The 25661-nt window shown below is 51.8% G+C and carries 22 protein-coding genes and 3 pseudogenes; 20 read left to right on the top strand and 5 right to left on the bottom strand.

Going from position 1 to position 25661, the window contains the following annotated elements:
• Position 1: 1 nt before the first annotated feature.
• From H9Q79_RS15860 to H9Q79_RS15850, 3 genes and pseudogenes are all read right to left on the bottom strand, one after another.
• The gene (locus tag H9Q79_RS15860; RefSeq protein WP_249328709.1) at positions 2-1501 is read right to left on the bottom strand and encodes a sugar ABC transporter ATP-binding protein; all 1500 of its coding nucleotides are present in this window, start codon (positions 1499-1501) and stop codon (positions 2-4) included.
• A gap of 93 nt (positions 1502-1594) precedes the next feature.
• The gene (locus H9Q79_RS15855) at positions 1595-2764 is read right to left on the bottom strand and encodes a sugar ABC transporter substrate-binding protein (protein WP_118648355.1); all 1170 of its coding nucleotides are present in this window, start codon (positions 2762-2764) and stop codon (positions 1595-1597) included.
• A gap of 11 nt (positions 2765-2775) precedes the next feature.
• A pseudogene (locus tag H9Q79_RS15850) lies at positions 2776-4509 on the bottom strand (recombinase family protein); the annotation flags it as partial.
• 285 nt (positions 4510-4794) lie between these two features.
• Here H9Q79_RS15850 and H9Q79_RS15845 point away from each other — a divergent pair.
• The 16 genes and pseudogenes from H9Q79_RS15845 to H9Q79_RS15770 all read left to right on the top strand — a co-directional run.
• Complete coding sequence (locus H9Q79_RS15845; RefSeq protein WP_002586632.1) at positions 4795-5778, top strand: DUF6017 domain-containing protein; 984 nt, start codon at positions 4795-4797, stop codon at positions 5776-5778.
• A 23-nt stretch (positions 5779-5801) separates the two neighbouring features.
• Complete coding sequence (locus H9Q79_RS15840; RefSeq protein WP_002569164.1) at positions 5802-6023, top strand: DUF5348 domain-containing protein; 222 nt, start codon at positions 5802-5804, stop codon at positions 6021-6023.
• A 41-nt stretch (positions 6024-6064) separates the two neighbouring features.
• A complete protein-coding gene (locus tag H9Q79_RS15835; protein ID WP_002586631.1) occupies positions 6065-6541 on the top strand; it encodes a PcfB family protein in 477 nt (158 codons plus the stop codon).
• Positions 6538-8346, top strand: coding sequence for a VirD4-like conjugal transfer protein, CD1115 family (locus H9Q79_RS15830; RefSeq protein WP_002586630.1), 1809 nt, complete (start codon positions 6538-6540; stop codon positions 8344-8346). Before H9Q79_RS15835 ends, H9Q79_RS15830 begins: the two co-directional genes overlap by 4 nt.
• Positions 8333-8635 (top strand): hypothetical protein, encoded by a 303-nt coding sequence (locus H9Q79_RS15825; RefSeq protein WP_002586629.1) that lies wholly within the window; start codon positions 8333-8335, stop codon positions 8633-8635. Before H9Q79_RS15830 ends, H9Q79_RS15825 begins: the two co-directional genes overlap by 14 nt.
• 276 nt (positions 8636-8911) lie before the next feature.
• Positions 8912-9073: a Maff2 family mobile element protein gene (locus H9Q79_RS15820; RefSeq protein WP_249328708.1), complete on the top strand. Its 162-nt coding sequence runs from the start codon at positions 8912-8914 to the stop codon at positions 9071-9073.
• A 64-nt stretch (positions 9074-9137) separates the two neighbouring features.
• Complete coding sequence (locus tag H9Q79_RS15815; RefSeq protein WP_118648886.1) at positions 9138-9479, top strand: transposase; 342 nt, start codon at positions 9138-9140, stop codon at positions 9477-9479.
• A complete protein-coding gene (locus H9Q79_RS15810) occupies positions 9476-10384 on the top strand; it encodes an IS3 family transposase (RefSeq protein ID WP_118648884.1) in 909 nt (302 codons plus the stop codon). The genes H9Q79_RS15815 and H9Q79_RS15810 overlap by 4 nt, the downstream gene beginning before the upstream one ends.
• A gap of 49 nt (positions 10385-10433) precedes the next feature.
• A complete protein-coding gene (locus H9Q79_RS15805) occupies positions 10434-10502 on the top strand; it encodes a Maff2 family mobile element protein (RefSeq protein WP_015524261.1) in 69 nt (22 codons plus the stop codon).
• A 19-nt stretch (positions 10503-10521) separates the two neighbouring features.
• A complete protein-coding gene (locus H9Q79_RS15800) occupies positions 10522-11391 on the top strand; it encodes a VirB6/TrbL-like conjugal transfer protein, CD1112 family (protein WP_002584320.1) in 870 nt (289 codons plus the stop codon).
• 177 nt (positions 11392-11568) lie between these two features.
• The gene (locus tag H9Q79_RS15795) at positions 11569-11970 is read left to right on the top strand and encodes a PrgI family protein (RefSeq protein WP_002569171.1); all 402 of its coding nucleotides are present in this window, start codon (positions 11569-11571) and stop codon (positions 11968-11970) included.
• Positions 11921-14359, top strand: coding sequence for a VirB4-like conjugal transfer ATPase, CD1110 family (locus H9Q79_RS15790; RefSeq protein WP_117534033.1), 2439 nt, complete (start codon positions 11921-11923; stop codon positions 14357-14359). Before H9Q79_RS15795 ends, H9Q79_RS15790 begins: the two co-directional genes overlap by 50 nt.
• Entirely contained in the window at positions 14356-15315 is a 960-nt protein-coding gene (locus H9Q79_RS15785) for a DNA-methyltransferase (protein ID WP_002585097.1), read from the top strand. The genes H9Q79_RS15790 and H9Q79_RS15785 overlap by 4 nt, the downstream gene beginning before the upstream one ends.
• 35 nt (positions 15316-15350) lie before the next feature.
• Positions 15351-17420, top strand: a complete 2070-nt coding sequence (locus H9Q79_RS15780; protein WP_002585096.1) for a C40 family peptidase — start codon at positions 15351-15353, stop codon at positions 17418-17420.
• A 34-nt stretch (positions 17421-17454) separates the two neighbouring features.
• Positions 17455-17733, top strand: coding sequence for a DUF4315 family protein (locus H9Q79_RS15775; RefSeq protein ID WP_002585095.1), 279 nt, complete (start codon positions 17455-17457; stop codon positions 17731-17733).
• Positions 17726-18031: pseudogene (locus H9Q79_RS15770) on the top strand (CD1107 family mobile element protein); the annotation flags it as partial. The gene H9Q79_RS15775 and the pseudogene H9Q79_RS15770, both read left to right, overlap by 8 nt.
• A gap of 46 nt (positions 18032-18077) precedes the next feature.
• Here the strand turns inward: H9Q79_RS15770 and H9Q79_RS15765 are convergent.
• Together H9Q79_RS15765 and H9Q79_RS15760 are read right to left on the bottom strand one after the other, a co-directional pair.
• Entirely contained in the window at positions 18078-18986 is a 909-nt protein-coding gene (locus tag H9Q79_RS15765) for an IS3 family transposase (protein ID WP_118648884.1), read from the bottom strand.
• Positions 18983-19324, bottom strand: coding sequence for a transposase (locus H9Q79_RS15760; RefSeq protein ID WP_118648886.1), 342 nt, complete (start codon positions 19322-19324; stop codon positions 18983-18985). The genes H9Q79_RS15765 and H9Q79_RS15760 overlap by 4 nt, the downstream gene beginning before the upstream one ends.
• A 76-nt stretch (positions 19325-19400) precedes the next feature.
• Between H9Q79_RS15760 and H9Q79_RS15755 the strand changes: the two are divergent.
• The 4 genes and pseudogenes from H9Q79_RS15755 to H9Q79_RS15740 all read left to right on the top strand — a co-directional run.
• Positions 19401-19802 (top strand): annotated as a pseudogene (locus H9Q79_RS15755) (DUF4366 domain-containing protein); the annotation flags it as partial.
• The gene (locus H9Q79_RS15750; protein WP_002585093.1) at positions 19799-19987 is read left to right on the top strand and encodes a hypothetical protein; all 189 of its coding nucleotides are present in this window, start codon (positions 19799-19801) and stop codon (positions 19985-19987) included. The pseudogene H9Q79_RS15755 and the gene H9Q79_RS15750, both read left to right, overlap by 4 nt.
• A 15-nt stretch (positions 19988-20002) precedes the next feature.
• Positions 20003-22093 (top strand): DNA topoisomerase 3, encoded by a 2091-nt coding sequence (locus tag H9Q79_RS15745; RefSeq protein WP_074033657.1) that lies wholly within the window; start codon positions 20003-20005, stop codon positions 22091-22093.
• A 239-nt stretch (positions 22094-22332) separates the two neighbouring features.
• Positions 22333-25659, top strand: a complete 3327-nt coding sequence (locus tag H9Q79_RS15740; protein ID WP_002585091.1) for an antirestriction protein ArdA — start codon at positions 22333-22335, stop codon at positions 25657-25659.
• The last annotated feature ends 2 nt before the right edge of the window (positions 25660-25661 follow it).

The following is a 25661-nucleotide window of genomic DNA, read 5'->3' as shown; positions in this document are numbered from 1 at the left end:
GTCATTCCTCCGTCAGAATTGCTAATTTCATAACATTTTCCGCAGTCATTTCCTCCTTCGTCAGCTCGCCTTTCTGATTTCCCTCGTGAATGACGATCACACGGTCACTCATATTCAACACTTCAGGCATTTCCGAAGAAATCATTATCACAGATTTTCCTTCACCCACAAATTTATGAATTAATTGATAGATCTCGTATTTCGCTCCCACATCGATCCCGCGCGTAGGTTCGTCTAATATCAAAATATCCGCCTGTGTATACAGCCATTTGGCCAGCACTACCTTCTGCTGGTTCCCTCCGCTTAAAGTCATGCAGGAAGTCCCTTCGCCGGGCGCTTTTGTCTTCAATTGCCGGATGTAATCCCTGGCGACCTCATTTTCCTTCTTACGGTTGATAAATCCCCGGTCTGTGACGGCCTTCAGGTTAGCAAGCGTTGTATTTCCCGCAATGCTCGCTTCCAGCACAAGCCCCTGGGTCTTTCTGTCCTCGGTAACCAGGGCGATACCCAGGGCGATCGCCTGCCTGGGCGACTTTATTTCTACCGGCTTCACCCTGACATAGAGGGCGCCGCTGTCCAGCCGGTCTGCGCCGAAGATGCATCTCACGATTTCCGTTCTTCCCGCGCCGACCAACCCGGCAATGCCGAGAATTTCTCCCTTCTTCAGTTCAAATGAAATATTCCTGAATTTTGGCTCGCGTGTCAGGTTTTCTGCCCGCAATACCGTCTCTGCGCCAGGAACTCCCCGGCGTTTCGGATATTCCTGATCCATGGACCGGCCCACCATTTTAGAGATGATGGATTTCCTGTCCAGCTCTTCAATCCGGTTTGTATCTATAACCGCGCCGTCACGGATAACCGTCACGGTATCACACAGCCGGAATATCTCATCCAGGCGGTGCGATATGTATATGACAGTGATATTCTCTCTTTTTAAAACGTCTATGATCTCAAACAGATGCTGCAGCTCATTCGTCGTCAGCGTGGCGGACGGTTCATCCATGATAATAATCTTAGAATGGAACGACAGAGCCTTTGCAATCTCAACCATCTGTTTGCCTGCCACACTCAATGAACCTACTTTTTTCGTCACATCTTCAGAAAGCCCCACTTTTGCAAGCCATTCGCCTGCCTGGCGGTATACCGCCTTCCAGTCAATTCCCTTTACACCTTTTTGGGGCAGCCGTCCGACAAAGATATTTTCCGCGATGCTTAAAGAGTTTACCAGGTTAAATTCCTGGAAAATGATGCTTAGTCCCAGCTTCTGCGCATCCAGCGGCGTGTTGATCCTGACCTCTTTCCCGTCAATTTTTATGGTGCCTGAATCCTTGGGATAGACTCCGGTCAGAATCTTCATCAGCGTAGATTTTCCCGCGCCATTTTCCCCCACAAGGCCTCGGACTTCTCCCCTGCGGATGGACAGAGATACGTCATCCAATGCCTTGACCCCCGGAAACGCTTTATTGATATGCTCCAACTCCAAAATATACTCTTCTGACATATATGAATTTCTCCTGTGTATGTTTGAAATGGGAACGGCTGTAAGACCGTTCCCTTATGGCTGGCACTCTGGCACTGATGACTTCCCGGCTGCTTACCACAGCAGGGATTTATCATATGATTCTACATTATCTTTGCTGAGAGGTGTGATTTCATCCTTATACCAGGCGCTCAGCTCTTCACCATTAATCGCTTTCACCAGCGCCTTGATGCAGCCGCGGCCCTCATCCACCAGAGGCTGTACGGCTGTCGCTACCAGATAACCCTCCTGTACAAGTTCTGCGCCTTTGGCGCTTCCGCCGTAACCAACTACCACAAGATCGCTGCCGGTATAACCCAGTTCCTTCATCGCCTGGGCAACGCCGGAGGCCATTGTGTCGTCATGGCAGAAAATTCCCGCCAGATCAGAATATTTGGTGAGCAGGTCTTCCGCAATACCCATCGCCGTGGCTTCATCGTAATCCGCCGCGTTCTTGGCTACCACCTCTACAGCACTTCCGGCTACCGCTTCCTCAAAGCCTTCTGTTCTGTTCACCTGGGCGGAGCTTCCTGCGGTTCCTTCGATGATTGCAACTTTTCCGCCTTTGTCGCCCAATGCTTCCATCATCGTCTGTCCGGCGATTCTTCCCACATCCTTGTCATCCGGTCCTACAAAGGTCCTGATGTATTCATAGCCGGATTCATCCACATTCATGGCCCCTGTCACCACAGGGATTCCTGCCTCATCAGCGTTTTTGCAGGAGGAGACCAAAGACGTACCGTCGCTGGGGTTCAGCACGATTCCATCCACCTTCTGAGAAATAAATGTATTCATCTGATCCGCCTGGGTGGCCGCATCAAAATTACCGTCCAGCTCAATCAGTTCAATTCCCAGCTCTTTCGCCTCTTCCTGAATCCCCTGGGCAAAAACCTTAACCGCAGGGGCGCTGCTGGTGCAGTATGTCACTCCGATCGTCAGTCCTTTAGCGGACGCTTTTTCTTCGTCCGTAAGCTCCAGATCTGAATAAGTGGCCGTGTCAGATGAAGCGGCCTCCGAACCAGCGGACGTACTTTTTGAATCTGTGCTCTCTGAACCCGCGCTCTTAGAATCCGTGCTCTCATTCCCACTGTTCCCCGCGCCGGATGAGGAAGCTGAAGCCGTACTCTTAGACGAGGCAGAACTACCCGCAGATCCGGCGGCCGTTTCTTTTGAATCCCCGCAGCCCGCCATCAGTGCTGACACCATTGCTACTGACAATAACACTCCTACAACTCTCTTTTTCATACCTTTCCTCCTTATAAATAATTTTTAAACCACTCAGTGATATCTGTAAATGCGGCCCGGCTCAGTCGGTCATTTTTTGCGGACAGTTCAATACATGCCTGTCTGTTTCGCTCCCTGCTCCTGCGTTTGCTCTCGTTTGATTTCTCCCTCTGTATCTTCTTGGCACAAGCAGGACAATACTTCGATATGCCAGAGCGGGGAACATATTCAACACCGCACACCGTACAATTCTTAGGCTTTAACGCAGTCCACCGCTTTGTCGGTGTGATATGTAATTCACCGACAAAGCCGATGAATTTATAATAAATCTTGATTTCCTGCCGCACCATTCCGTCTGTAAGTTTCTCACGTTCCGAAACAAGTATCTTGTCTATAAGTGCGTTTATGATGGTTGCGTCCAGTTCCTTAATGCCTTGATAGTTGCGGATTAGGGAGAGGAAATCACGGACACCCTGCGTCTTCTCATAGCTGTCGCTGAGCGTTTCCGTTACCTCTTTCAGCCTTGCTTCAATTTCAAGCTGTTCTTTCTGGTATTTTCCCGACATCATCTCAAAATTCCGCTCGGTAATACGCTCCATCACCTTATCTTCATAGAGTGAGGAAAACAGCCTGTCCAGTTCTGCAAGGCGTTTGTTCAGTTTTCTTTGCTCCTTTTCCAGTGCCTTTGCCTTGCTCTGGTCTGTTTCCGTGAGCCGCTTTTCAATCGCCCTCACTGCCTTTTCATCATTGACTGCCATATCCGCAAATCGGTTGATGTCGGTGAGGACAGCGTTGAACAAGTCCCTCGCTTCAATGCTGTGTGCGGTACACATGATATTACCGTATCTGCCATAATTATTGCAGGAATATTGTACGCAGTCGATGATGTCGGGGCGTTTCCTCCTGTTGGCACTCATAGCCCGCATCGCATAGCCGCAGTCCGCACACTTAATAACGCCTGCAAAGATGTTCTCAAAGCCGCCCTTGTTTTCTGGTAATCTGCGGCTTGTAATAAGCTGCTGTACGGTATCAAATTCCTCCTGCGTGACTATCCCCTCATGGGTGTCTGGTATCACTTCCCATTCTTCGGGCAGCTTAGAGGGGCGTTTCTTGCTTTTCATGTTGGCGGCAATCCGCTTGTAGCCTGCAAGGTTTCCCGCATATATCGGGCTTCTTAAAATGCCCCTTACGCTGTTCTCGCTCCAAATATAACGGTTCTCCTCATTCTCCTCAAAATACCTCTCATAGCCTGTTGCCCCCTGCTCCGCCGCATAAGCGGCGGGGCGTAAGATATGCTGTTTGTTGATGTGCTTGCGGATTTTGGCGATTCCGTTGCCCGCTAACGCAAGGTCAAATATTTCCCTTACCACATGGGCAACTTTGTCATCTATCAGCAGATGGTTGTGGTCGGCGGGGTCTTTGACGTAACCGTATGGTGCTGTCGTCCCCATGAATTTCCCCTGCTGAAACCTCGCTCGGTACGCCGATTTTATCTTGACCGACACATCGGCGGAATACATTTCGTTTAGGATGTTGCGGAAAGGCGTGATGTCCATAGCGGATTTATTGAGCGTGTCCACGCCGTCATTGACCGCTATATACCTCACATTATGCTCTGGGAAAAACACTTCCAGATACAGTCCGCAATCAAGATAGTTCCTCCCCAGACGAGATAAATCTTTCGTGATAACGCAGTTTATCAGACCGCTTTCAATGTCCTTAATCATGTTCTGGAAACTTGGTCTTTGGAAAGCTGACGTTAGATAACGATACTTTTGAAAACACTGGAAAATCAAGGTTTTTCGAGCGACGGACAAGCAGGGTATTGTACTAAAAACTGAATACGACGCAGAAGCGGCGTTTCTTACTCTCTACATGGGAGAACAGGAACGCCGCTTTTTTCATGCCCTTTGTTACGCAGTAGGGGCAGAAAAAGCCTTGCTACAAGCGGTTTTCCGGGCGCGTATCTGGTGCGGAAAGGGATTTATACCTTATCCCCCGAAACCGCGCTTCTACTGCGTAACAAATCCAAAGCAAAGGAGTTATGAACTATGGCAGTTTTCAGAGTGGAACGGAACAAGGGCTACACCGTAATGAGCAACCACCACCTACGCAACAAGGAGCTTTCCCTAAAGGCAAAGGGGCTGTTGTCGCAAATGCTGTCACTCCCCGAAGATTGGGACTACACCTTGAAAGGCTTATCCCTTATCAACCGGGAGAAGATAGACGCTATCCGCGAAGCCATTAAGGAGCTTGAACGCGCCGGGTATATCGTCCGTTCAAGGGAGCGCGACGAGAAAGGACGCTTGCGGGGCGCGGACTATGTGATATTCGAGCAGCCGCAGCCGCCTACGCCGGATTTACCTACATTGGAAAATCCAACATTGGATAATCCAACACAGGAAAAACCTACATTGGAAAAACCTACGTTGGAAAATCCAACGCAATTAAATAAAGATATACAAAGAACTGACTTACCAAAAAAAGAAAAAATAATTACTGATGAACAAAGTACCCATTCCATTCCTATCCTTTCCCCTAACCCCTCTCCTTGCAGAGAAGCGGCTACGCCGCCGGAACGGAAAGGAACGGAAGCGGCAGCACAGAGCGCAGTTGATATATACCGGGAAATCATCAAGGACAATATCGACTACCACATTCTCAAACAGGACATGAAGTTTGACAGTGACAGGCTTGACGAGATTGTAGACCTCATGCTTGAAACCGTATGCACCGCCAGAAAGCGGGTACGGATTGCGGGGGACGACTACCCGGCAGAGCTTGTGAAGTCAAAGTTTATGAAACTGGACGGCGAGCATATCCGCTTTGTGCTTGACTGTATGCGGGAGAACACAACGAAAATCCGCAACATCAAGCAATATCTGAAAGCAGCCCTTTTCAACGCCCCGTCCACTATCGGCAATTATTACACTTCCCTTGTCGCCCATGACATGGCAAGCGGCGCACTGTCACCGAAGAAGCCGCAGTACGGCGACCCGGACTATTATTCATGCAAACCGGGCGAAAGCCTGTAAAACAACAAAAGGAGGATTTTATTATGGCACAGAAAATGACAGGAGCATTGGTATTTGACGAGCGCACCGACCGTTACGACATTCGCTTTGACTTAAACAGCTACTATGGCGGGCTGCATTGTGGAGAATGTTTTGACGTATTCGTGCGGGGCAAGTGGAAGCCGACCCGGATTGAGTACGGCGACAACTGGTATCTTGTGGGTATCAGAGCCGAGGACTTGAACGGGCTGCGGGTGCGTATCTGACCGCCGCCCCATAAAGAAACGCGAAAGGAGGACGCGACAAATTGCAGGACGAAGTAAACGAAAAGACCATAGCCCTTTACATCAAGACCGGGAAGCTGACCGCCCAGACGCTCCAAAAGGCAATGAAAGCCATACTGTCAAAGGGAAAAAAGCAGCTTTCCAAACCGCCACAGGGCAAGCAGAGCTTAAAGCAGCTTATGAAGCAGAACGCGGGCGTTTCCAACATTGAGATTACCGAGGGCAATATCAAAGCCTTTGAGAGTACGGCGAAAAAGTACGGTATCGACTTTGCGCTGAAAAAGGACGCGACGGAAAGCCCGCCCCGCTATCTGGTTTTCTTCAAGGGGCGGGACGCGGACGTGCTGACCGCAGCCTTTAAGGAATTTTCCGCAAAAAAGCTGACACAGGAGAAAAAGCCCTCAATCCGAAAGCTGCTCTCTACCCTCAAAGAAGCTGCACAGGGCAGAAACGCGGAACGGGCAAAGGTCAAGAACAAGGACAGGGAGGTATCGCTATGAAGCCGGAAATCAAGAAGCTGCTTATCTTAAATCTCCCGTATCTGCTCTTTGTCTGGCTCTTTGATAAAGCGGGCGCGGCTGTCCGGCTCTCCCCCGGCGCGGACGCAAGCGCAAAGCTGCTACATCTTGGGGACGGTTTTACCGCCGCCTTTTCCAGTATCGCGCCGAGCTTCCACCCGGCAGACTTAGCTTTAGGCATTGCGGGGGCGGTCATTGTTCGGCTGATTATCTACACCAAAGGCAAGAACGCGAAGAAATACCGCCGCGGGACAGAATACGGTTCGGCGCGTTGGGGCGGGGCTGACGATATAAAGCCATACACAGACCCGGTATTTGAGAATAATATCCCCTTAACGCAGACGGAACGGCTCACCATGAACAGCCGCCCGAAGCAGCCGAAATACGCAAGAAACAAAAATATCCTTGTAATCGGCGGTTCCGGCAGCGGCAAGACCCGGTTCTTTGTGAAACCGTCGCTCATGCAATGTACGTCAAAGGATTTTCCAACGTCGTATATCGTCACTGACCCGAAAGGAACACTGATTTTGGAAACCGGAAAAATGTTGCAGCGGTACAAATACCGTATCAAAGTGCTAAATACGATTAACTTCAAAAAATCCATGAAATACAACCCCTTTGCCTATCTGCGGAGCGAAAAGGACATTTTGAAGTTAGTCAATACCATTATCGCCAACACCAAAGGCGACGGGGAAAAATCCGGCGAGGATTTCTGGGTGAAAGCGGAAAAGCTCTACTATACCGCACTAATCGGCTATATCTGGTATGAAGCCCCGGAGGACGAGAAGAACTTCACGACGCTGCTTGAAATGATAAATGCGTCGGAAGCCCGCGAGGACGACGAGGACTTCCAGAACCCGGTTGACCTCATGTTTGAACGTCTGGAAGAAAAAGACCCGGAACATTTTGCAGTCAAGCAGTACAAAAAATACAAACTTGCGGCGGGCAAGACCGCAAAAAGCATACTTATCTCATGCGGCGCGAGGTTAGCCCCATTCGACATTAAGGAGCTGCGGGAGCTTATGGAAACCGACGAAATGGAGCTTGACACCATAGGCGACAGAAAGACCGCCCTTTTCGTGATTATCAGCGACACCGACGACACCTTTAACTTTGTCGTGAGTATTCTCTACACACAGCTATTCAACCTCTTGTGCGACAAAGCAGATGATGAATACGGCGGGCGGCTTCCCGTCCATGTAAGGTGCTTACTTGATGAATTTGCGAATATCGGGCAGATACCGAAGTTTGAAAAGCTCATTGCAACGATACGGAGCCGGGAAATATCCGCGTCAATCATCTTGCAGAGCCAGTCACAGCTAAAGGCAATCTACAAGGACAACGCCGATACCATAGTCGGCAACTGCGACACCACGCTTTTCTTGGGTGGCAAGGAAAAAACGACGCTCAAAGAAATATCGGAGATTTTAGGCAAGGAAACGATAGACAGCTTCAACACGTCCGAAACAAGGGGGCGGGAGCTTTCGCATGGGCTGAACTATCAGAAATTGGGAAAGCAGCTTATGACGGAAGATGAAATCGCAGTCATGGACGGAGGGAAATGTATCTTGCAGCTACGCGGGGTGCGCCCGTTCTTTTCGGACAAATTCGACATAACGAAGCACCCGAAATACAAGTACCTGTCCGACGCAGACCCGAAGAACGCCTTTGACATGGAAAAGCACCTTAAACGCCGCCCCGCCATTGTCAAGCCCGACGAGGTTTTTGACTATTACGAGATTGACGCGGCAGACTTACAGGAGGACGCAGACCATGAGGAAACGTAGCGCAGAGGAAAAACAAAAGCAGCTTGAACGGTTTTTAATGAATGTTGCGGAAGCCGCCGACGCTGCATTATGGGAGTATTGGCGGGAAAAGGAAGCGGAACACCGCCGTTTTGCAACGGAGTATGTCACGCGCCGGGGGGCTTATCCCGCAACAGTGACAGCATGGCAGACCGCCGGGGGACAGGGGAAGCTACACTTCCCCTACGCTGCCTTGCGGCAGCTACCCCTTTGTGAACTTGCGGGAAGCGAACACCTTGCTACGCAAGCTATTCACTTCCCGCAAGTCTGAAAAAAACGTCCGGCAGCACAGCGGGACACAGAAAGGAGCGATTGAAGCAATCACATCTATCCATACCGGCTACATGATACGCGCCCCCACTTTCCGGCGCAGTACACAGCGGCAGGAGCCGCACCCCCTACAACTGAATACCGCCGCGCCGCAGAACTTACGCAGCGCGGGGACAGCCGCCTTTACCAGAGGGCGGTTTTTTTGTGCGGCGGCATATGCTGACCGCCTTTTGTCCGCTTGCCGGACAGCCGCAGACGCGGCAGAAAGGATATATTTATGGCATTTTTCAATAGCGCAGTAGACGTTTTGCAGACCCTTGTTGTAGCACTTGGAGCCGGGCTTGGTATCTGGGGCGTAATCAATCTGATGGAGGGCTACGGCAACGACAATCCGGGCGCGAAAAGCCAGGGCATGAAGCAGCTTATTGATGTCGTATAAATAAAGTTGGCACCTTATTCTCAAAGAATTCATGTATAATAAAGAGAATAAGGAGGAACTCTCAATGTCACGTACTCAACGTAAATACGACCACGAATATAAGATCCAGGCTGTCAAACTTGCCAGAGAAATCGGCGGTGCTAAGGCAGCCAAAGAATTAGGTATTCCAGAAGGAACCATCCATACATGGCTGAAAGCAGTTAGAGCCGGTACATTGGATATTGGCGACGGTGCACATACTCCAGAAAGTGCCATGAGTCTCGCTGAGGAACTTGCTATGCTCCGCAAACGTGTTAAGGATCAGGATAAAGAAATCCGGCGTCTAAAAGAGGAAAATGAATTTCTCGAGGAAGCAAGTGCTTTTTTCGCAGCCAGCCGTCGGAAGTCAGCAAGAACCAAAGAATGATGTTCATTGCCATAAAAACGGAAGACGGCGCGATTAAGGGAAAACTCTCATTCTATTGCCGGATGCTTGGTGTCAGCCGCCAGGGGTTCTACAAATATCTTGCTAATAAAGACCGGCCCTGGAAATATCAGGATCTCGCTGATGCTATGATAGCAATCCATACTGAAGATGAATACAATGATACATATGGGCGCATTCGCATGTATCAGGCACTTCTCCTTAAGAAACCGGAAGGACTCAAGATTCCCAGTGAGCGAACCGTCTACAGGGTCATGGATGAAATAGGCCTTAGTCATCAACCAAAGCGTAAGCCGAATGGTATTACCAAGGCTGATCGGGAAGCTCGTAAGTCAGATGATCTTCTGAAGCGAGATTTCAAATCCGACAAGCCACTTGAAAAATGTGTAACTGACATTACAGAAATCAAGGCTAAAGATGGGAAACTGTATGTTTCAGCTATCTTTGACTGCTTTGATTCCGGTGTCCTTGGTCTGGCAATGGAAACCAACATGAAAGCAACGTTGTGTGAGCATACCCTGGATAATGCCTATCTGGCATATCCTGATCTGCGAGGGGCTATTGTACACTCTGACAGAGGAACACAATATACCAGTGAAACTTATCGTAAGGCTCTTGCTAAATACGGTATTATTCAAAGCATGAACAGTGCTGGTGGCAGGTGCCACGATAATGCCCGATGCGAAAGCATGTGGGCCAGAATGAAAAGTGAGCTTCTCTATGACCGCTACAATACGGAGACTATGACCATAGAGGAACTGAAGGTTCTCATTTGGAGATACTTCATCAGTTACTGGAATAACAGGAGGATCTGCTCTGCCAACGGTGGGCTTCCTCCGATAATTAAGCGACAGAGATACTACCAATCTCTGGAACAGGCTGCATAGGCAGTGATATCTTTGAGATAAATGTGTCAACCAATATTGACAATATCATATGGCGGGCGGCGGCGTTGCCCTTATCGGCATGACCCTTGTACCGCTGCTTTCCGGGCTGTTCGGTTAAGAAGCGCGGGTAAAGGCTTATGCAGAGCATACTTGACGCGATTAACGAATGGATAAAGGAAATCCTCATAGGAGCCATAAACGGTAATCTGTCAACTATGTTCGGGGACGTAAACGAAAAAGTCGGCACTATCGCCGCAGAGGTAGGGCAGACCCCGCAAGGGTGGAACGCAAATATATTCTCCATGATACAGACCCTTAGTGAGAATGTAATCGTACCCATTGCGGGGCTTGTCATTACCTACGTCCTATGCTATGAGCTTATCAGCATGGTAACGGAAAAGAACAATATGCACGACGTTGACACTTCCATGTTCTTCAAGTGGGTGTTCAAGGCGTTTGTGGCAGTCTACCTTGTGACGCACACCTTTGACATCACTATGGCGGTGTTCGATATGGCGCAGCACGTTGTTTCCGGCGCGGCGGGGGTAATCGGCGGCAGCACAGAGATTGATGTTGCCGCCGCCCTTGCTTCCATGCAAAGCGGGCTTGACGCTATGGAAATCCCCGAACTGCTCTTACTTGTCATGGAAACAAGCCTTGTGAGCTTGTGCATGAAAATCATGTCCGTACTGATAACCGTTATCCTCTACGGGCGTATGATAGAAATTTACCTTTACTGTTCGGTATCGCCTATCCCGTTTGCAACTATGACTAACCGGGAATGGGGGCAGATAGGAAACAACTACCTAAAATCCCTGTTCGCTATCGGTTTTCAAGGCTTCCTCATTATGATATGCGTCGGCATTTACGCGGTTCTGGTAAACAACATGATAATAGCGGACAATCTGCACAGCGCGATATTCTCCCTTGCAGCCTACACCGTTATCCTCTGTTTCTCCCTGTTCAAATCCGGCGCACTGGCGAAGTCGATTTTTTCCGCGCATTAGCGGCGTGTCAAGGGCAGGGTGGAGATTTTCAGAGCGAAGCGGCGAAAATACGACCCGACCTTGACGCGGATAACCCCCATATAATACGGGCGGGCAAAGGGCATAGATTGACCTTTGCCTTGATTACCCTTATGGAAAATTACAGCAACACCAAACCCAGAGAAAGGAGGTTTTCACTTGGCGTATGTACCCGTACCCAAAGACTTATCCAAAGTCAAGACAAAAGTAGCGTTCAACCTTACCAAACGGCAGATTGTATGTTTTGCGGCGGCTCTCCTGTTCGGCTTGCCGCTTTTCTTTCTGCTCAAAGACAGCACAGGCACCAGCCTTGCGTCTATGGCTATGATTGCCGTCATGCTGCCCTGTTTCCTCTTTGCCATGTATGAGAAGCATGGACAGCCCCTTGAAGTGGTGGTGAAGAACATCATTCAGACAAAATTCATAGCCCCCAAAGAACGACCATACAGGACAGACAACTTTTATTCCGTCTTAGAACGGCAGAGAAAACTTGAAAAGGAGGTATCAGCGATTGCAAAAGGAAACACGAAGAAACAGCGCGGCGGGAAGCGCAAAGCCTAACCCGCCCCGCAAGCTCACCCGCGCCGAGAAAAAGCAGATTGCGGAAATCATCAGACAGGCAAAGGGCGACGGGAAAGCGCACACCGCGCAGCAGACAATCCCCTATATCCAGATGTACCCGGACGGTATCTGCAAGGTTACGCAGCGCAAATACTCAAAGACCGTCGCCTTTGAAGATATTAACTATCAGCTTGCACAGGCAGACGACAAGACCGCCATTTTTGAGAACTGGTGCGACTTCCTAAACTACTTTGACGCTTCCGTTTCGGTGCAGCTTTCTTTCATCAATCAGGGGACGCAGCGGGGCGAAGCGGAAAAGGCGGTCAATATCCCGGCACAGGAGGACGCTTTCAATTCTATCCGCACAGAATACCGGGATATGCTGAAAAACCAGCTTGCAAAGGGCAACAACGGGCTTGTCAAGGCGAAGTATATCACCTTTGCCATTGAAGCCGACAGTCTGGGCGCGGCGAAATCCCGCCTTGCCCGTATCGAAACGGACGTGCTGAACAACTTTAAGCTCTTGGGCGTAGCTGCCCGCCCCATGACAGGCTATGAACGCCTTAAAATGCTGCATGGCATTTTCCACCCGGAGGGCGGGCAGTTTTCCTTTGATTTTTCTTGGCTTGCCCCGTCCGGGCTTTCCACAAAGGACTTTATCGCCCCGTCCTCTTTCCGTTTTGGCGAGGGGCGTTATTTCCGCATGGGGCGCAAAATCGGCGCGGTTTCATTCCTTGAAATCCTTGCCCCGGAGTTAAACGACCGTATCTTATCGGATATTCTGGACTTGGAAACGGGCGTTATCGTCAATCTGCATATCCACAGTATCGACCAGACCGAAGCCATAAAGACAATCAAGCGGAAAATCACCGACCTTGACAAAATGAAAATCGAGGAACAGAAAAAAGCGGTACGCAGCGGCTATGACATGGATATAATCCCGTCCGACCTTGCCACGTTCGGCAGCGAAGCGAAGAACCTCTTACAGGACTTGCAGAGCCGGAATGAAAGAATGTTCCTCTTGACGTTCCTTGTGGTGAACATGGCGGACACGAAGCGGAAACTGGAAAATGACGTATTCGCGGCGGCGGGCATAGCACAGAAGAACAACTGCGCCTTAACCCGCCTTGACTACCAACAGGAAGCGGGGCTTATGTCCTCTGTACCGCTTGGGGAGAACCTTATCCCCATTCAAAGAGGGCTTACCACGTCAAGCACCGCTATCTTTATCCCCTTTATCACACAGGAGCTTTTCCAGACGGGCGCGGCTTTGTACTACGGCTTGAACGCCCTGTCTAACAACATGATACTCTGCGACCGCAAGCAGCTAAAGAACCCCAACGGCTTAATCTTGGGTACGCCGGGAAGCGGGAAATCCTTTGCCGCCAAACGGGAAATGACAAACGCTTTCCTCATTACAGACGACGACATTATTATCTGCGACCCAGAAGCAGAGTATTTTTCCCTTGTGCAGCGGCTTGACGGGCAAGTGATACGGTTATCGCCTACGGGCAAGGGCATTGACGGGAAGCCCCAGTATGTGAACCCTATGGATATTAACCTCAACTATTCCGAGGACGACAGCCCCCTTGCGCTGAAATCCGACTTTATCCTCTCCCTCTGCGAGCTTGTCATAGGCGGTAAGGAGGGCTTGCAGCCTGTCGATAAGACCGTCATTGACCGCGCTGTTAGGAACGTGTACCGCCCTTTCCTTGCAGACCCCGACCCGGAGAAAATGCCTATCTTGGGCGACCTCTACGACGAGCTTTTGAAGCAGCCGGAGCCGGAAGCGGCGCGTATCGCGGCGGCATTGGAGCTTTACGTTTCCGGGAGCCTTAACGTATTCAACCACCGTACCAACGTGGAGCTGAACAACCGCCTTGTCTGCTTTGACATCAAGCAGCTTGGGAAGCAGCTCAAAAAGTTAGGTATGCTCATTGTGCAGGACCAGGTATGGAACCGCGTCACCGTCAACCGGGCAGAAAGGAAATCCACCCGGTATTTTATGGACGAATTTCATCTTCTCTTGAAAGAGGAACAGACCGCCGCCTATTCCGTTGAAATCTGGAAGCGTTTCAGAAAATGGGGCGGCATACCCACAGCCATTACGCAGAATGTCAAGGATTTGCTTGCTTCCCGCGAAGTGGAGAATATCTTTGAAAACTCTGATTTTGTCCTCATGCTCAATCAGGCGGCGGGCGACCGGGCTATCCTTGCAAAGCAGCTCAACATCTCCCCGCAGCAGATGAAATATGTCACCCACACCGAAGCGGGCGAGGGGCTTATCTTCTACGGGAACGTGGTGCTGCCCTTTGTAGACCGCTTCCCGAAAGACACCGAGCTTTACCGGGTAATGACGACGAAGCCGGAGGAAGTAGGCGAAGCATGAACGGGCTGAAAACTGACACCATCATCAACCGCGACGCGCTCTATGCCTTGCGGGAGCTTCCAGAGGAAAGCGTACACTGTTGCGTCACAAGCCCGCCCTACTATGCGCTTAGAGATTATGGGCTTGATATGCAGATTGGGCGGGAGGACACGCCGGAGCAGTACATTGACAGGCTGACCGAGGTTTTCCGCGAGCTGCGCCGGGTACTGCGTTCTGACGGTACGCTCTGGCTGAATATCGCGGACACTTACTGCGGCACAGGAAATAAAGGCTACCATGCAGACCCGAAGAACCCGAAAGGCAGAAACGGACAGCAGATTGCAAGAAACAACCGCGTTTCCGGCTGCAAACAAAAGGACTTAATCGGTATCCCTTGGCTTTTAGCCTTTGCCCTACGCGCTGACGGGTGGTATTTACGGAGCGACATTATCTGGCAGAAAGAAAACCCCATGCCGGAGAGCGTGAAAGACCGCCCTACCCGCTGCTATGAACATATCTTTCTGCTTACGAAGTCAAAGAAATATTTCTATGACGCAGCCGCCATAGCCGAGCCGTTAGCCCCCACAACGGCGGCGCGGTACCGCACCGGGCGCAGCGCGGGACAGAAATATGCGGACGAAATACCCGGACAGGGGAAAGTACAGGGGCTTAACCGGGCGCGAAGCGGCAGCTACTACGACGAAGCCCTCATGCCGACCATGCGGAACAGGCGGGACGTGTGGCTTATCAATACCGTTCCCTACAAGGGCGGGCATTTCGCCGCGTTCCCGCCAAAACTTGCCGAAACCTGTATCAAGGCGGGCTGTCCGAAAGGCGGCGTTGTGCTTGACCCCTTTTTCGGCAGCGGCACGACGGGGGCAGCCGCAAGGCAGCTTGACAGGCATTATATAGGCATTGAGATAAACGCCGAGTATTGCGCCCTTGCAAGGGCGCGGATTGGAGGGACAGAAAAATAAAACAGTATCGAGCGCGTGAGAAAGTCACGCAGAAAATGACCCGCGAGGGGGCTGTCGAGGTAAACGCCGCCACCGGGAAAAAGAAACGTATCAGCAAGCGGATAAGGGACGCGGACTTTGCAAAGACCGAAGCACCGCAGCCGCCGGAACAGGCAGCGCAGCCCCTACCGGGCGGCGCAACTTCCCCGCCCTTAACCGACACGCCGCCACTTCCCCATGCGCCGGGGGCAGAACGGGAACAGGACACCGCCGCAGCCGAGCGCGTCTTGGAGCGTATCGACGGGGCGCGTACCAGAAAGGCGAGCAAAAAGGCGGCGAGGAAAGCACAGGCAGAAGCCACAGCAAAAGAAAAATCTTCCCGCTTGCAGTTTACCGACGAGGAACGGGCAACGCCGGAGCTTGAAAAGTATATCCGAAAATCGGACAAAGCAGCCGACCGTCTGGACGCGGCAAAGGCGGCTATCCCCAAAGAAAAGAAACTTGTACGGGAGCGCACCTTTGACGAAGCTACCGGGAAAGGCAAGACCCGCCTACGCTTTGAGGAACGGGAAAAGCCCATAGGAAAGAATAAGCCCCACAATAACCCGCTATCCCGCCCCGCACAGGAAGCGGGTATTTTCGTCCACAACAAGATACATTCCGTTGAAAAGGACAATTCCGGCGTTGAGGGGGCGCACAAATCCGAAGAACTGGCAGAGCGCGGCGCAAAGTACGGGGCGAGGAAAGTCAAGGAGGGCTACCGCAGCCACAAGCTGAAACCCTACCGGGCGGCGGCAAAGGCAGAGAAAGCGGCGTTCAAGGCAAATGTGGATTTCCAGTACCACAAAGCCTTACATGACAATCCGCAGATTGCGAGCAATCCCCTTTCCCGCTTCATGCAGAAGCAGCAAATCAAGCGGCAGTATGCAAAGGCAGCGAAAAAAGGGGGCGCAGCCACAGCAAAAAAGGCAGCGGAGAATACAAGGAAAGCGGCAAAGAAAACCGCCGAGGAAACCAAACGGGCAATCGCTTTTGTAGGGCGGCACCCGGCGGGCGTATGTATCGCCGTTGCCGCGCTGCTCTTATTCATCATGGTATCGGCGGGGCTTTCCTCTTGCGGCTCCATGTTCTCCGGCTTGATGAACGGCATACTTGGGACTTCCTACACGTCGGAGGACAGCGACCTTGTGGCGACGGAGAACAATTACGCCGCAAAGGAAAACGAGCTTCAGCAGCAGATTGACAATATCGAAAGCACCCACCCCGGCTATGACGAATACCGCTATGACCTTGACAGTATCGGGCATAACCCCCATGAGTTAGCGTCCTACCTCACCGCCCTTTTACAGACCTACACCCCGCAGAGCGCACAGGCAGAACTAAACCGCGTCTTTGCCATGCAGTACACCTTGACGCTGACGGAAGAAACGGAAATCCGCTACCGCACAGAAACAAGCACCGACCCGGAAACAGGGGAAACGACCACCGAGGAAGTACCCTACGAGTACCATATCCTTAATGTGAAGCTGACGAACAAGCCCATTTCCGAGATTGCGGAGGAACTTCTAACGCCACAGCAGCTTGAAATGTACCGCGTCTATCTGGAAACAAGCGGAAACAAACCGCTGATTTTCGGCGGCGGCTCCCCCGATATGGGCGCGTCCGAGGATTTAAGCGGCGTACAGCTTGTAAACGGCACACGCCCCGGCAACACCGCCGTTGTAGACCTTGCAAAGCGGCAAGTCGGCAACGTGGGCGGGCGACCCTTTTGGAGCTGGTACGGATTTAACAGCCGCGTGGAATGGTGCGCCTGTTTCGTTTCATGGTGCTACAATCAAGCCGGAAAGAGCGAGCCGCGCTTTGCCGGGTGCCAGTCACAGGGCGTACCCTGGTTCCAGTCACGCGGGCAATGGGGCGCGAGGGGCTATGAGAATATCGCCCCCGGCGACGCTATCTTTTTCGACTGGGACGGGGACGGGAGCGCAGACCATGTGGGGCTTGTTATCGGAACGGACGGGGAGCGCGTCTATACCGTCGAGGGCAATTCCGGCGACGCCTGCAAGATAAAGAGCTACCCCGTCAATTACTCCTGTATCAAAGGCTATGGGCTGATGAACTGGAATTAACATATTTTTGAGCAAAGAAAGGAGAAATTTATTTATGGCTATGAACAAAATTGAACGTATCGACAGGGAGATTGCAAAGACCCGCGAGAAAATCACCGAGTACCAGAACAAATTAAGGGGGCTTGAAGCGCAGAAAACCGAAGCGGAAAACCTGCAAATCGTACAGCTTGTGCGCTCCATGCGCCTTTCCCCGCATGAGCTTTCCGCTATGCTTTCCGGGGGCGGTATTCCGGGCATGGAAGCCGCGCCGGGCTACCCCGCAGAACCCGCAGACCATGACACCGAAGAAATGGAGGACACCGAGAATGAATAAGAAAATCCTTAGAACCTTGACCGCACTTTGCGCCGCCCTTGTACTTATGGGCGGCTTTTCCGTCACCGCTTTTGCACAGACCCCGGAGGGAGAGGACGACACCAACGACAGCGGCGTTGTCTACGAGGAACCCCAAAAGGAAGAACCCCTTACCCCGGACGGGAACGCGACCCTTGTAGACGATTTCGGCGGCAACAAGCAGCTTATCACCGTAACGACCAAAAACGGCAATTACTTTTATATCCTCATTGACCGGGACGACGAGGGCGAGGACACCGTACATTTCCTTAATCAAGTGATATTGTCAATATTGGTTGACACATTTATCTCAAAGATATCACTGCCTATGCAGCCTGTTCCAGAGATTGGTAGTATCTCTGTCGCTTAATTATCGGAGGAAGCCCACCGTTGGCAGAGCAGATCCTCCTGTTATTCCAGTAACTGATGAAGTATCTCCAAATGAGAACCTTCAGTTCCTCTATGGTCATAGTCTCCGTATTGTAGCGGTCATAGAGAAGCTCACTTTTCATTCTGGCCCACATGCTTTCGCATCGGGCATTATCGTGGCACCTGCCACCAGCACTGTTCATGCTTTGAATAATACCGTATTTAGCAAGAGCCTTACGATAAGTTTCACTGGTATATTGTGTTCCTCTGTCAGAGTGTACAATAGCCCCTCGCAGATCAGGATATGCCAGATAGGCATTATCCAGGGTATGCTCACACAACGTTGCTTTCATGTTGGTTTCCATTGCCAGACCAAGGACACCGGAATCAAAGCAGTCAAAGATAGCTGAAACATACAGTTTCCCATCTTTAGCCTTGATTTCTGTAATGTCAGTTACACATTTTTCAAGTGGCTTGTCGGATTTGAAATCTCGCTTCAGAAGATCATCTGACTTACGAGCTTCCCGATCAGCCTTGGTAATACCATTCGGCTTACGCTTTGGTTGATGACTAAGGCCTATTTCATCCATGACCCTGTAGACGGTTCGCTCACTGGGAATCTTGAGTCCTTCCGGTTTCTTAAGGAGAAGTGCCTGATACATGCGAATGCGCCCATATGTATCATTGTATTCATCTTCAGTATGGATTGCTATCATAGCATCAGCGAGATCCTGATATTTCCAGGGCCGGTCTTTATTAGCAAGATATTTGTAGAACCCCTGGCGGCTGACACCAAGCATCCGGCAATAGAATGAGAGTTTTCCCTTAATCGCGCCGTCTTCCGTTTTTATGGCAATGAACATCATTCTTTGGTTCTTGCTGACTTCCGACGGCTGGCTGCGAAAAAAGCACTTGCTTCCTCGAGAAATTCATTTTCCTCTTTTAGACGCCGGATTTCTTTATCCTGATCCTTAACACGTTTGCGGAGCATAGCAAGTTCCTCAGCGAGACTCATGGCACTTTCTGGAGTATGTGCACCGTCGCCAATATCCAATGTACCGGCTCTAACTGCTTTCAGCCATGTATGGATGGTTCCTTCTGGAATACCTAATTCTTTGGCTGCCTTAGCACCGCCGATTTCTCTGGCAAGTTTGACAGCCTGGATCTTATATTCGTGGTCGTATTTACGTTGAGTACGTGACATTGAGAGTTCCTCCTTATTCTCTTTATTATACATGAATTCTTTGAGAATAAGGTGCCAACTTTATTTATACGACATCAAAGTGGACGAAGCCGACCTCTTAGCACTTATGGAGGACGGAAGCACCGAAGCAGCCCCGCCCGCCGTTTGCAGTTGCACCGATAAATGCGAAGCCGGAAAGGTAAATGTGAGCTGCCCTGTCTGCAAGGACAACATGACCGCTTGCAGTGGCAAGGAAGCGGAGCCGGAAACCGAGAAACCAACAGAGCAGCCCAAAGAGAAAGGCAATACAGGCGGGCTTGTGCTTTTCCTTGTCGTGGCACTTCTTGGCGGCGGGGGCGCGTTCTATTATTTTAAGTTTATGAAGCCAAAGCAGAACGTCAAGGGCGACACCGACCTTGAAGATTTCGATTTTGACGATTACGACGAGGACGAGGGGGACGGGCTTTCTGATGAAGAACAGGAGGACGAGGAAGCATGAGGCTTTTCACCGAAAATCCTTTGGAAAAAATGATGGTACAAAGACCCACCGGGCGGCGTGACAGTGCGCCGCCCGTTCCAAAATCCCCGGCGTGTGTGCGCTGCCCTTATAAGGCGCAATCCCCCTGTATCGGCTATTGTCTGAAACAGGCACAGGAGAAGAAGCACACCGCGCCGGAACGCTGAAAGGAGGATTTTTTCATGGCACTTAGACTTGTGATTGCAGAAAAGCCGAGCGTGGCGCAGACTATCGCCGCCGCGCTTGGCGTTAAGGAAAAGAAAGACGGATATATCGAGGGCGTCGGCTACCTCATTTCATGGTGCGTCGGGCATTTGGTACAGCTTGCGGAAGCTGCCGCCTACGGGGAGCAATATAAAAAATGGAGTTTTGACAGCTTACCCATTCTGCCGGAGGAATGGCAGTACGCCGTTGACCCGGACAAGGGGAAGCAATTCAAGACCTTAAAAGAGCTTATGCACCGCGCCGACGTTTCCGAAGTGGTGAACGCCTGCGACGCGGGGCGCGAGGGAGAATTGATTTTCCGCTTTGTCTACGAAGCGGCGGGCTGCAAGAAGCCCATGCGCCGCTTGTGGATTTCCTCAATGGAGGACGGGGCGATTAAGGCGGGCTTTGCTTCCCTCAAAGACGGGCGGGACTACGACGCGCTCTTTGCGTCTGCCCTCTGCCGCGCAAAGGCTGACTGGCTTATCGGCATTAACGCCACCCGGCTTTTCTCCTGCCTGTATGGAAAGACCTTGAACGTGGGGCGCGTCCAGACCCCGACCTTAAAAATGCTCACCGACCGGGACGCGGCTATCTCCCATTTCCAGAAAGAAAAATATTATCATGTTCGCCTTGATTTATCCGGCGCGGAAGCGGCAAGCGAAAGGATTTCAGACAAGGCAGAAGCCGACGCGCTGAAAGGGGCTTGCGAAACAGAAACGGCGGTATGCGTTTCCCTTACCAGAGAGAAGAAAACCGCAGCCCCGCCGAAGCTCTTTGACCTTACCTCTTTGCAGCGGGAAGCGAACCGCATTTTCGGCTACACCGCGAAACAGACCCTTGACCTTGCACAAGCCCTTTATGAAAAAAGACTGCTTACCTATCCGAGGACGGACAGCAGCTTTCTTACTGACGACATGGGCGGCACCGCAGCGGGCATTATCGCGCTGCTTTGCGAAAAGCTCCCCTTTATGGCGGGCGCGGACTTCACGCCGGAGGTTGCAAAGGTAACAGACAGTAAAAAAGTATCAGACCACCACGCAATCATTCCCACTATGGAGCTTGCAAAGGCTGACCCGGACGCGCTGCCGGAAAGCGAGAGAAATATCCTCACCCTTGCGGGGGCGCGTCTGCTCCTTGCCACCGCCGAGCCGCATATCTTTGAAGCGGTTACGGCGGTTTTCTCATGCGCCGATACGGAGTTTACGGTGCGGGGAAAGACTGTTATTTCTGACGGTTGGAAAGAGATGGAACGCAGATACCGGGCGACGCTGAAAGATAAGCCCGAAGCGGAGGACGGGGAAAATGCAGACGTGACGCTGCCGGAGCTTTCCGAGGGACAGGGCTTTCCTAACCCCGCCGCAAAAGTAACGGAGCATATCACAACGCCGCCGAAGCCCCACAGCGAAGCAAGCCTTTTGTCGGCTATGGAACGCGCCGGGAACGGGGACACCGACCCGGACGCGGAACGCCGGGGGCTTGGCACTCCCGCCACCCGCGCCGCCGTCATTGAAAAACTGGTAAAGGGCGGCTTTGCAGAGCGCAAAGGCAAGCAGCTTATCCCCACGCAGAATGGAGCCGCCCTTGTATCAATCTTGCCGGATATGCTCACTTCCCCGCAGCTTACCGCAGAATGGGAAAACAATCTGACGCAGATAGCAAAGGGAGCCGCAGACCCCGGCGAATTTCTGTCCGGCATTGAAGCTATGGCGCGGGAGCTTGTGCGGACACACGCCGCAGCACTTGACGGGAAAAAGGATTTGTTCCGGGAGGAAAAGCCCTCTGTCGGCAAATGCCCCCGTTGCGGTTCCCCCGTCCATGAGGGGAAGAAAAACTATTATTGCAGCAACAAAGAATGTGCCTTTGTCATGTGGAAGAACGACCGCTTTTTCGAGGAACGCAAGACCGCTTTTTCCGCGAAGATTGCCGCCGCGCTCCTTAAATCCGGCAAGGCAAATGTAAAGAAGCTCTACTCCCCGAAAACAGGCAAGACCTACGACGGAACTATCGTTCTGGCTGACACTGGCGGAAAATACGTCAACTACCGTATCGAAGTACAGAAGAACTAAAAACTTGAATAGCAAGCATAGGAAGCGGGTACCCACTTCCGTAAATCCCCGTTGCGACGCTGACGCGCCGGACGGGGATTTTGCTTGTTGGGAAGTTTCCCAAACCCTCTTTTGCGGAGGGCTTCACCCTCTAAAAATTTTCAAAAATATTTGGCAGAAATGCGGGCGTACCCGTAGTAGACCATGCAGCCAAAAAATGCAGCTTATGACGCTGCCGCAGAGAAAGGAGGTTTTTCACTATGGCAAGTTTACGGGACACCGTAAAGGACTATCAAGACGAGCTTAGGGACGGTATCGCATGGGTGGCGTTCTGGAAACAGGGGCGTTCATGGAACGCGGAATATTTTCATCTTGATATGGACGATACGCTCTACCCGGAGGACAGGAGCCGGTTAGAGGAAATAAAAAGCATTGACCCCGCCGCCGTTATCTTAAACGGCTACTATTGCGGGCATTTAGGCGAGGACATGAGCCTTGACGAGCTGACCGCCGGAGTGCGTTACCACTACGAAAACAGCATGAACGACATTGACGGTTTTATCGGAGCGCATGACGACAGGCTTCCCCCGGAGGTTATCGAGGAAGCGAGGGCAGCCGCCCATGAAGCGGGGCTTCCCTTTTCCGAAAAGCCCTACCGGGACGGGGAGGATTTTAACCCCTATGTATTTGACGGGAGCATGAGCATTGAGGATTTTGAGCTTATGCACCGCATGATTGAAAAAGAAAGGAGCGAACAAATGGCAGAACCGATTTTAAGCGGCTATCTTTCCAATCTTGGGAAGTACACCGAGGGCAGACCCGCGGGCGAATGGGTGACATTCCCCACGACTGCCGAACATCTGAAAGAAGTCTTTGACCGTATCGGGATTGACTTCAAGCACTATGAGGAATGGCATTTCACAGAATTTCAATCCACTATCCCCGGCTTGACGGAGCATTTAAGCGAGTATTCCCACCCCGACGAGCTGAACTATTTAGGGAAGCTCTTGGAAATGCAGTTTGACGACGACCGGGAGAAATTCATTGCAGCCATTGAATACGGCGACCATGCCGACAGCTTACAGGACATTATCAACCTTGCACAGAACCTTGACTGCTACTGGATTTATCCGTCCGTCCACAATGAAGAAGAATACGGGCGTTATCTGGTTGATGAACTGGAAGAACCGGAACTTCCCGAAGAAGCGAAAAAGTATTTCATGTATGAGGAATACGGGCGGGACGCTTCCATTAACGACGACGGTATGTTTACCGAAAAGGGCTATATCTACAACAACCGCAACACCTTTACAGAATGGTACGACGGGCGCGACGTGCCGGAGGAATACCGGGTAACGCCGCAGCCCCCGCAGCCGGAAAGACCCGACCCGTCAAAGGTAGAAATGGACGCAGCCGCGCCGGGGCAGAGAACGGCGCAGACCGCAGAGCAGCCACAGGAGCCGCGCCCGGTTATCCCTATCGTGCTGACGAGCGAGAAGCCCGCCGAAAAGCTCAAAGAGATTACCGACCGTCTGGAACAGGGTATTGCGGAACTCTTTGACAGCGAGCGTTACCGGGAATATCTGAAAGTCATGTCAAAATTCCATAATTACAGCTTCCGAAACACCGTCCTTATCGCCATGCAGAAGCCGGACGCTTCCCTTGTGGCGGGCTTTTCCGCTTGGAAGAACAACTTTGAACGAAACGTGATGAAAGGGCAAAAGGGAATTAAAATCATTGCTCCGTCACCCTATAAAATCAAACAGGAAATGCAGAAAATCGACCCGCACACGCAGAAGCCCGTTATCGGCAAGGACGGGAAGCCCGTCACCGAGGAAAAGGAAGTCACCATACCCGCCTACAAGGTGGTATCCGTCTTTGACGTTTCCCAGACCGAGGGAAAGGAGCTGCCGGACATTGCGGTTGACGAGCTGACAGGCGACGTTGACCGCTACAAGGATTTTTTCGCAGCCCTTGAAAAGACTTCCCCCGTTCCTATCGCCTTTGAGAATATCGAGGGCGGCTCTCATGGCTACTACCACTTGGAGGACAAGCGCATTGCTATCAACGAGGGCATGAGCGAATTACAGACCTTAAAGACCGCTATTCACGAAATCGCCCATGCGAAGCTGCACGACATTGACCTCAACGCGCCAAAGGACGAGCAGCAGCCCCACGTTGACCGCCGCACCCGCGAAGTCGAAGCGGAAAGCGTCGCCTATACTGTCTGCCAACATTACGGGCTTGACACGTCGGACTACTCTTTCGGCTATGTCGCCGGGTGGAGCAGCGGGCGGGAGCTGTCCGAGCTGAAAAGCTCCCTTGAAACGATACGCAGCGCAGCCGCCGAGATTATCAATTCCATAGACGAGAACTTAGCGGAGCTGCAAAAGGCACAGGACAAGGAGCAGACCGCCGGACAGGAGCAGCCCACCAGAGAGGGACAGGAAGCCGCGCCGGAGAAGCCGGAGCCGGAAGCAGCCGCACCGGGAAAATCCGGCGCACAGGAAAAAGCGGGCGCAGCCCCGAAAGAAGCCTTTACCCCGGAAACGATTTACAGAGTGCGCCGGAACCTTTACAGCGACAGCCGGGAAAACAGCTACCTCTTGCAAGCCTATGTGACACAGGAGAACGGGCGGGCGAAAATGGGCGACGTGCTTTATACGGGAACGCCGGAGAAATGCCGCGAGCTTATGGGGCAGCTCAAAAGCGGCGAGCTGACCGAGGGCGACGTGAAGCAGCTTTACGCAAAGGCACAGGAAACGGCGCAGACCGCCGGACAGGACAAAGACACCTTTTCCATTTACCAGATAAAGGGCGGGGACGAAACAAGGGATTTCCGCTTTGAGCCTTACGACCGCCTGCAGGCGGCGGGAAATGTGGTTGACAGGGCGAACTATGAGCTTGTCTATTCCGCGCCCCTTGCGCCGGAAACTTCCCTTGAAGATATTTACACCTGTTTCAATATCGACCACCCCAAAGATTTTAAGGGACACAGCCTTTCCGTTTCCGACGTGGTAGTGCTTCATCAGGACGGACAGGACGCGGCGCATTTCGTTGACAGTGTAGGTTTTCGGGAAGTGCCGGAGTTTTTACAGGAGCAAAAGCAGCTTACCCCGGACGACTTGGAAACGGGCGAAACTGTCAAGACACCGAGGGGGACTTTCCATGTGACCGCCATGAGCCGGGAGCAGATAGAAGCCGCCGGATATGGCTTTCACCACCAGTCGGACGACGGAAAGTATCTGATTATGGGGAATGGGACGCGGGCGTTTGCCGTTGCCGCAGAACAGGCGCAGCGGGACAATCCCTTGAAAACCGCCGAGCAGACCACAGAGCAGAACGGGAACATGATTGACGGTATCATCAACAACACCCCCACCGTTGACGAACTGGAAGCAAAGGTAAAGGCGGGCGAGCAGATTTCCCTTGTTGACCTGGCTAACGCTGTCAAAGCCGACAAGGAGCGCGGCAAGGGAGCGAAGCCGGAAAAGAAACCCTCTATCCGGGCGCAGCTTAGAGCCGACAAGGAAAAGGCACAGAAGAAAAACGCAAAGCAGAAGTCACAGGACTTGGAAAGGAGCTGACC

It is taken from the genome of Wansuia hejianensis (assembly GCF_014337215.1).
Classification (GTDB): Bacteria; Bacillota; Clostridia; order Lachnospirales; family Lachnospiraceae; genus Scatomonas; species Scatomonas hejianensis.
This window is presented reverse-complemented; position numbering and strand designations above follow the sequence as displayed.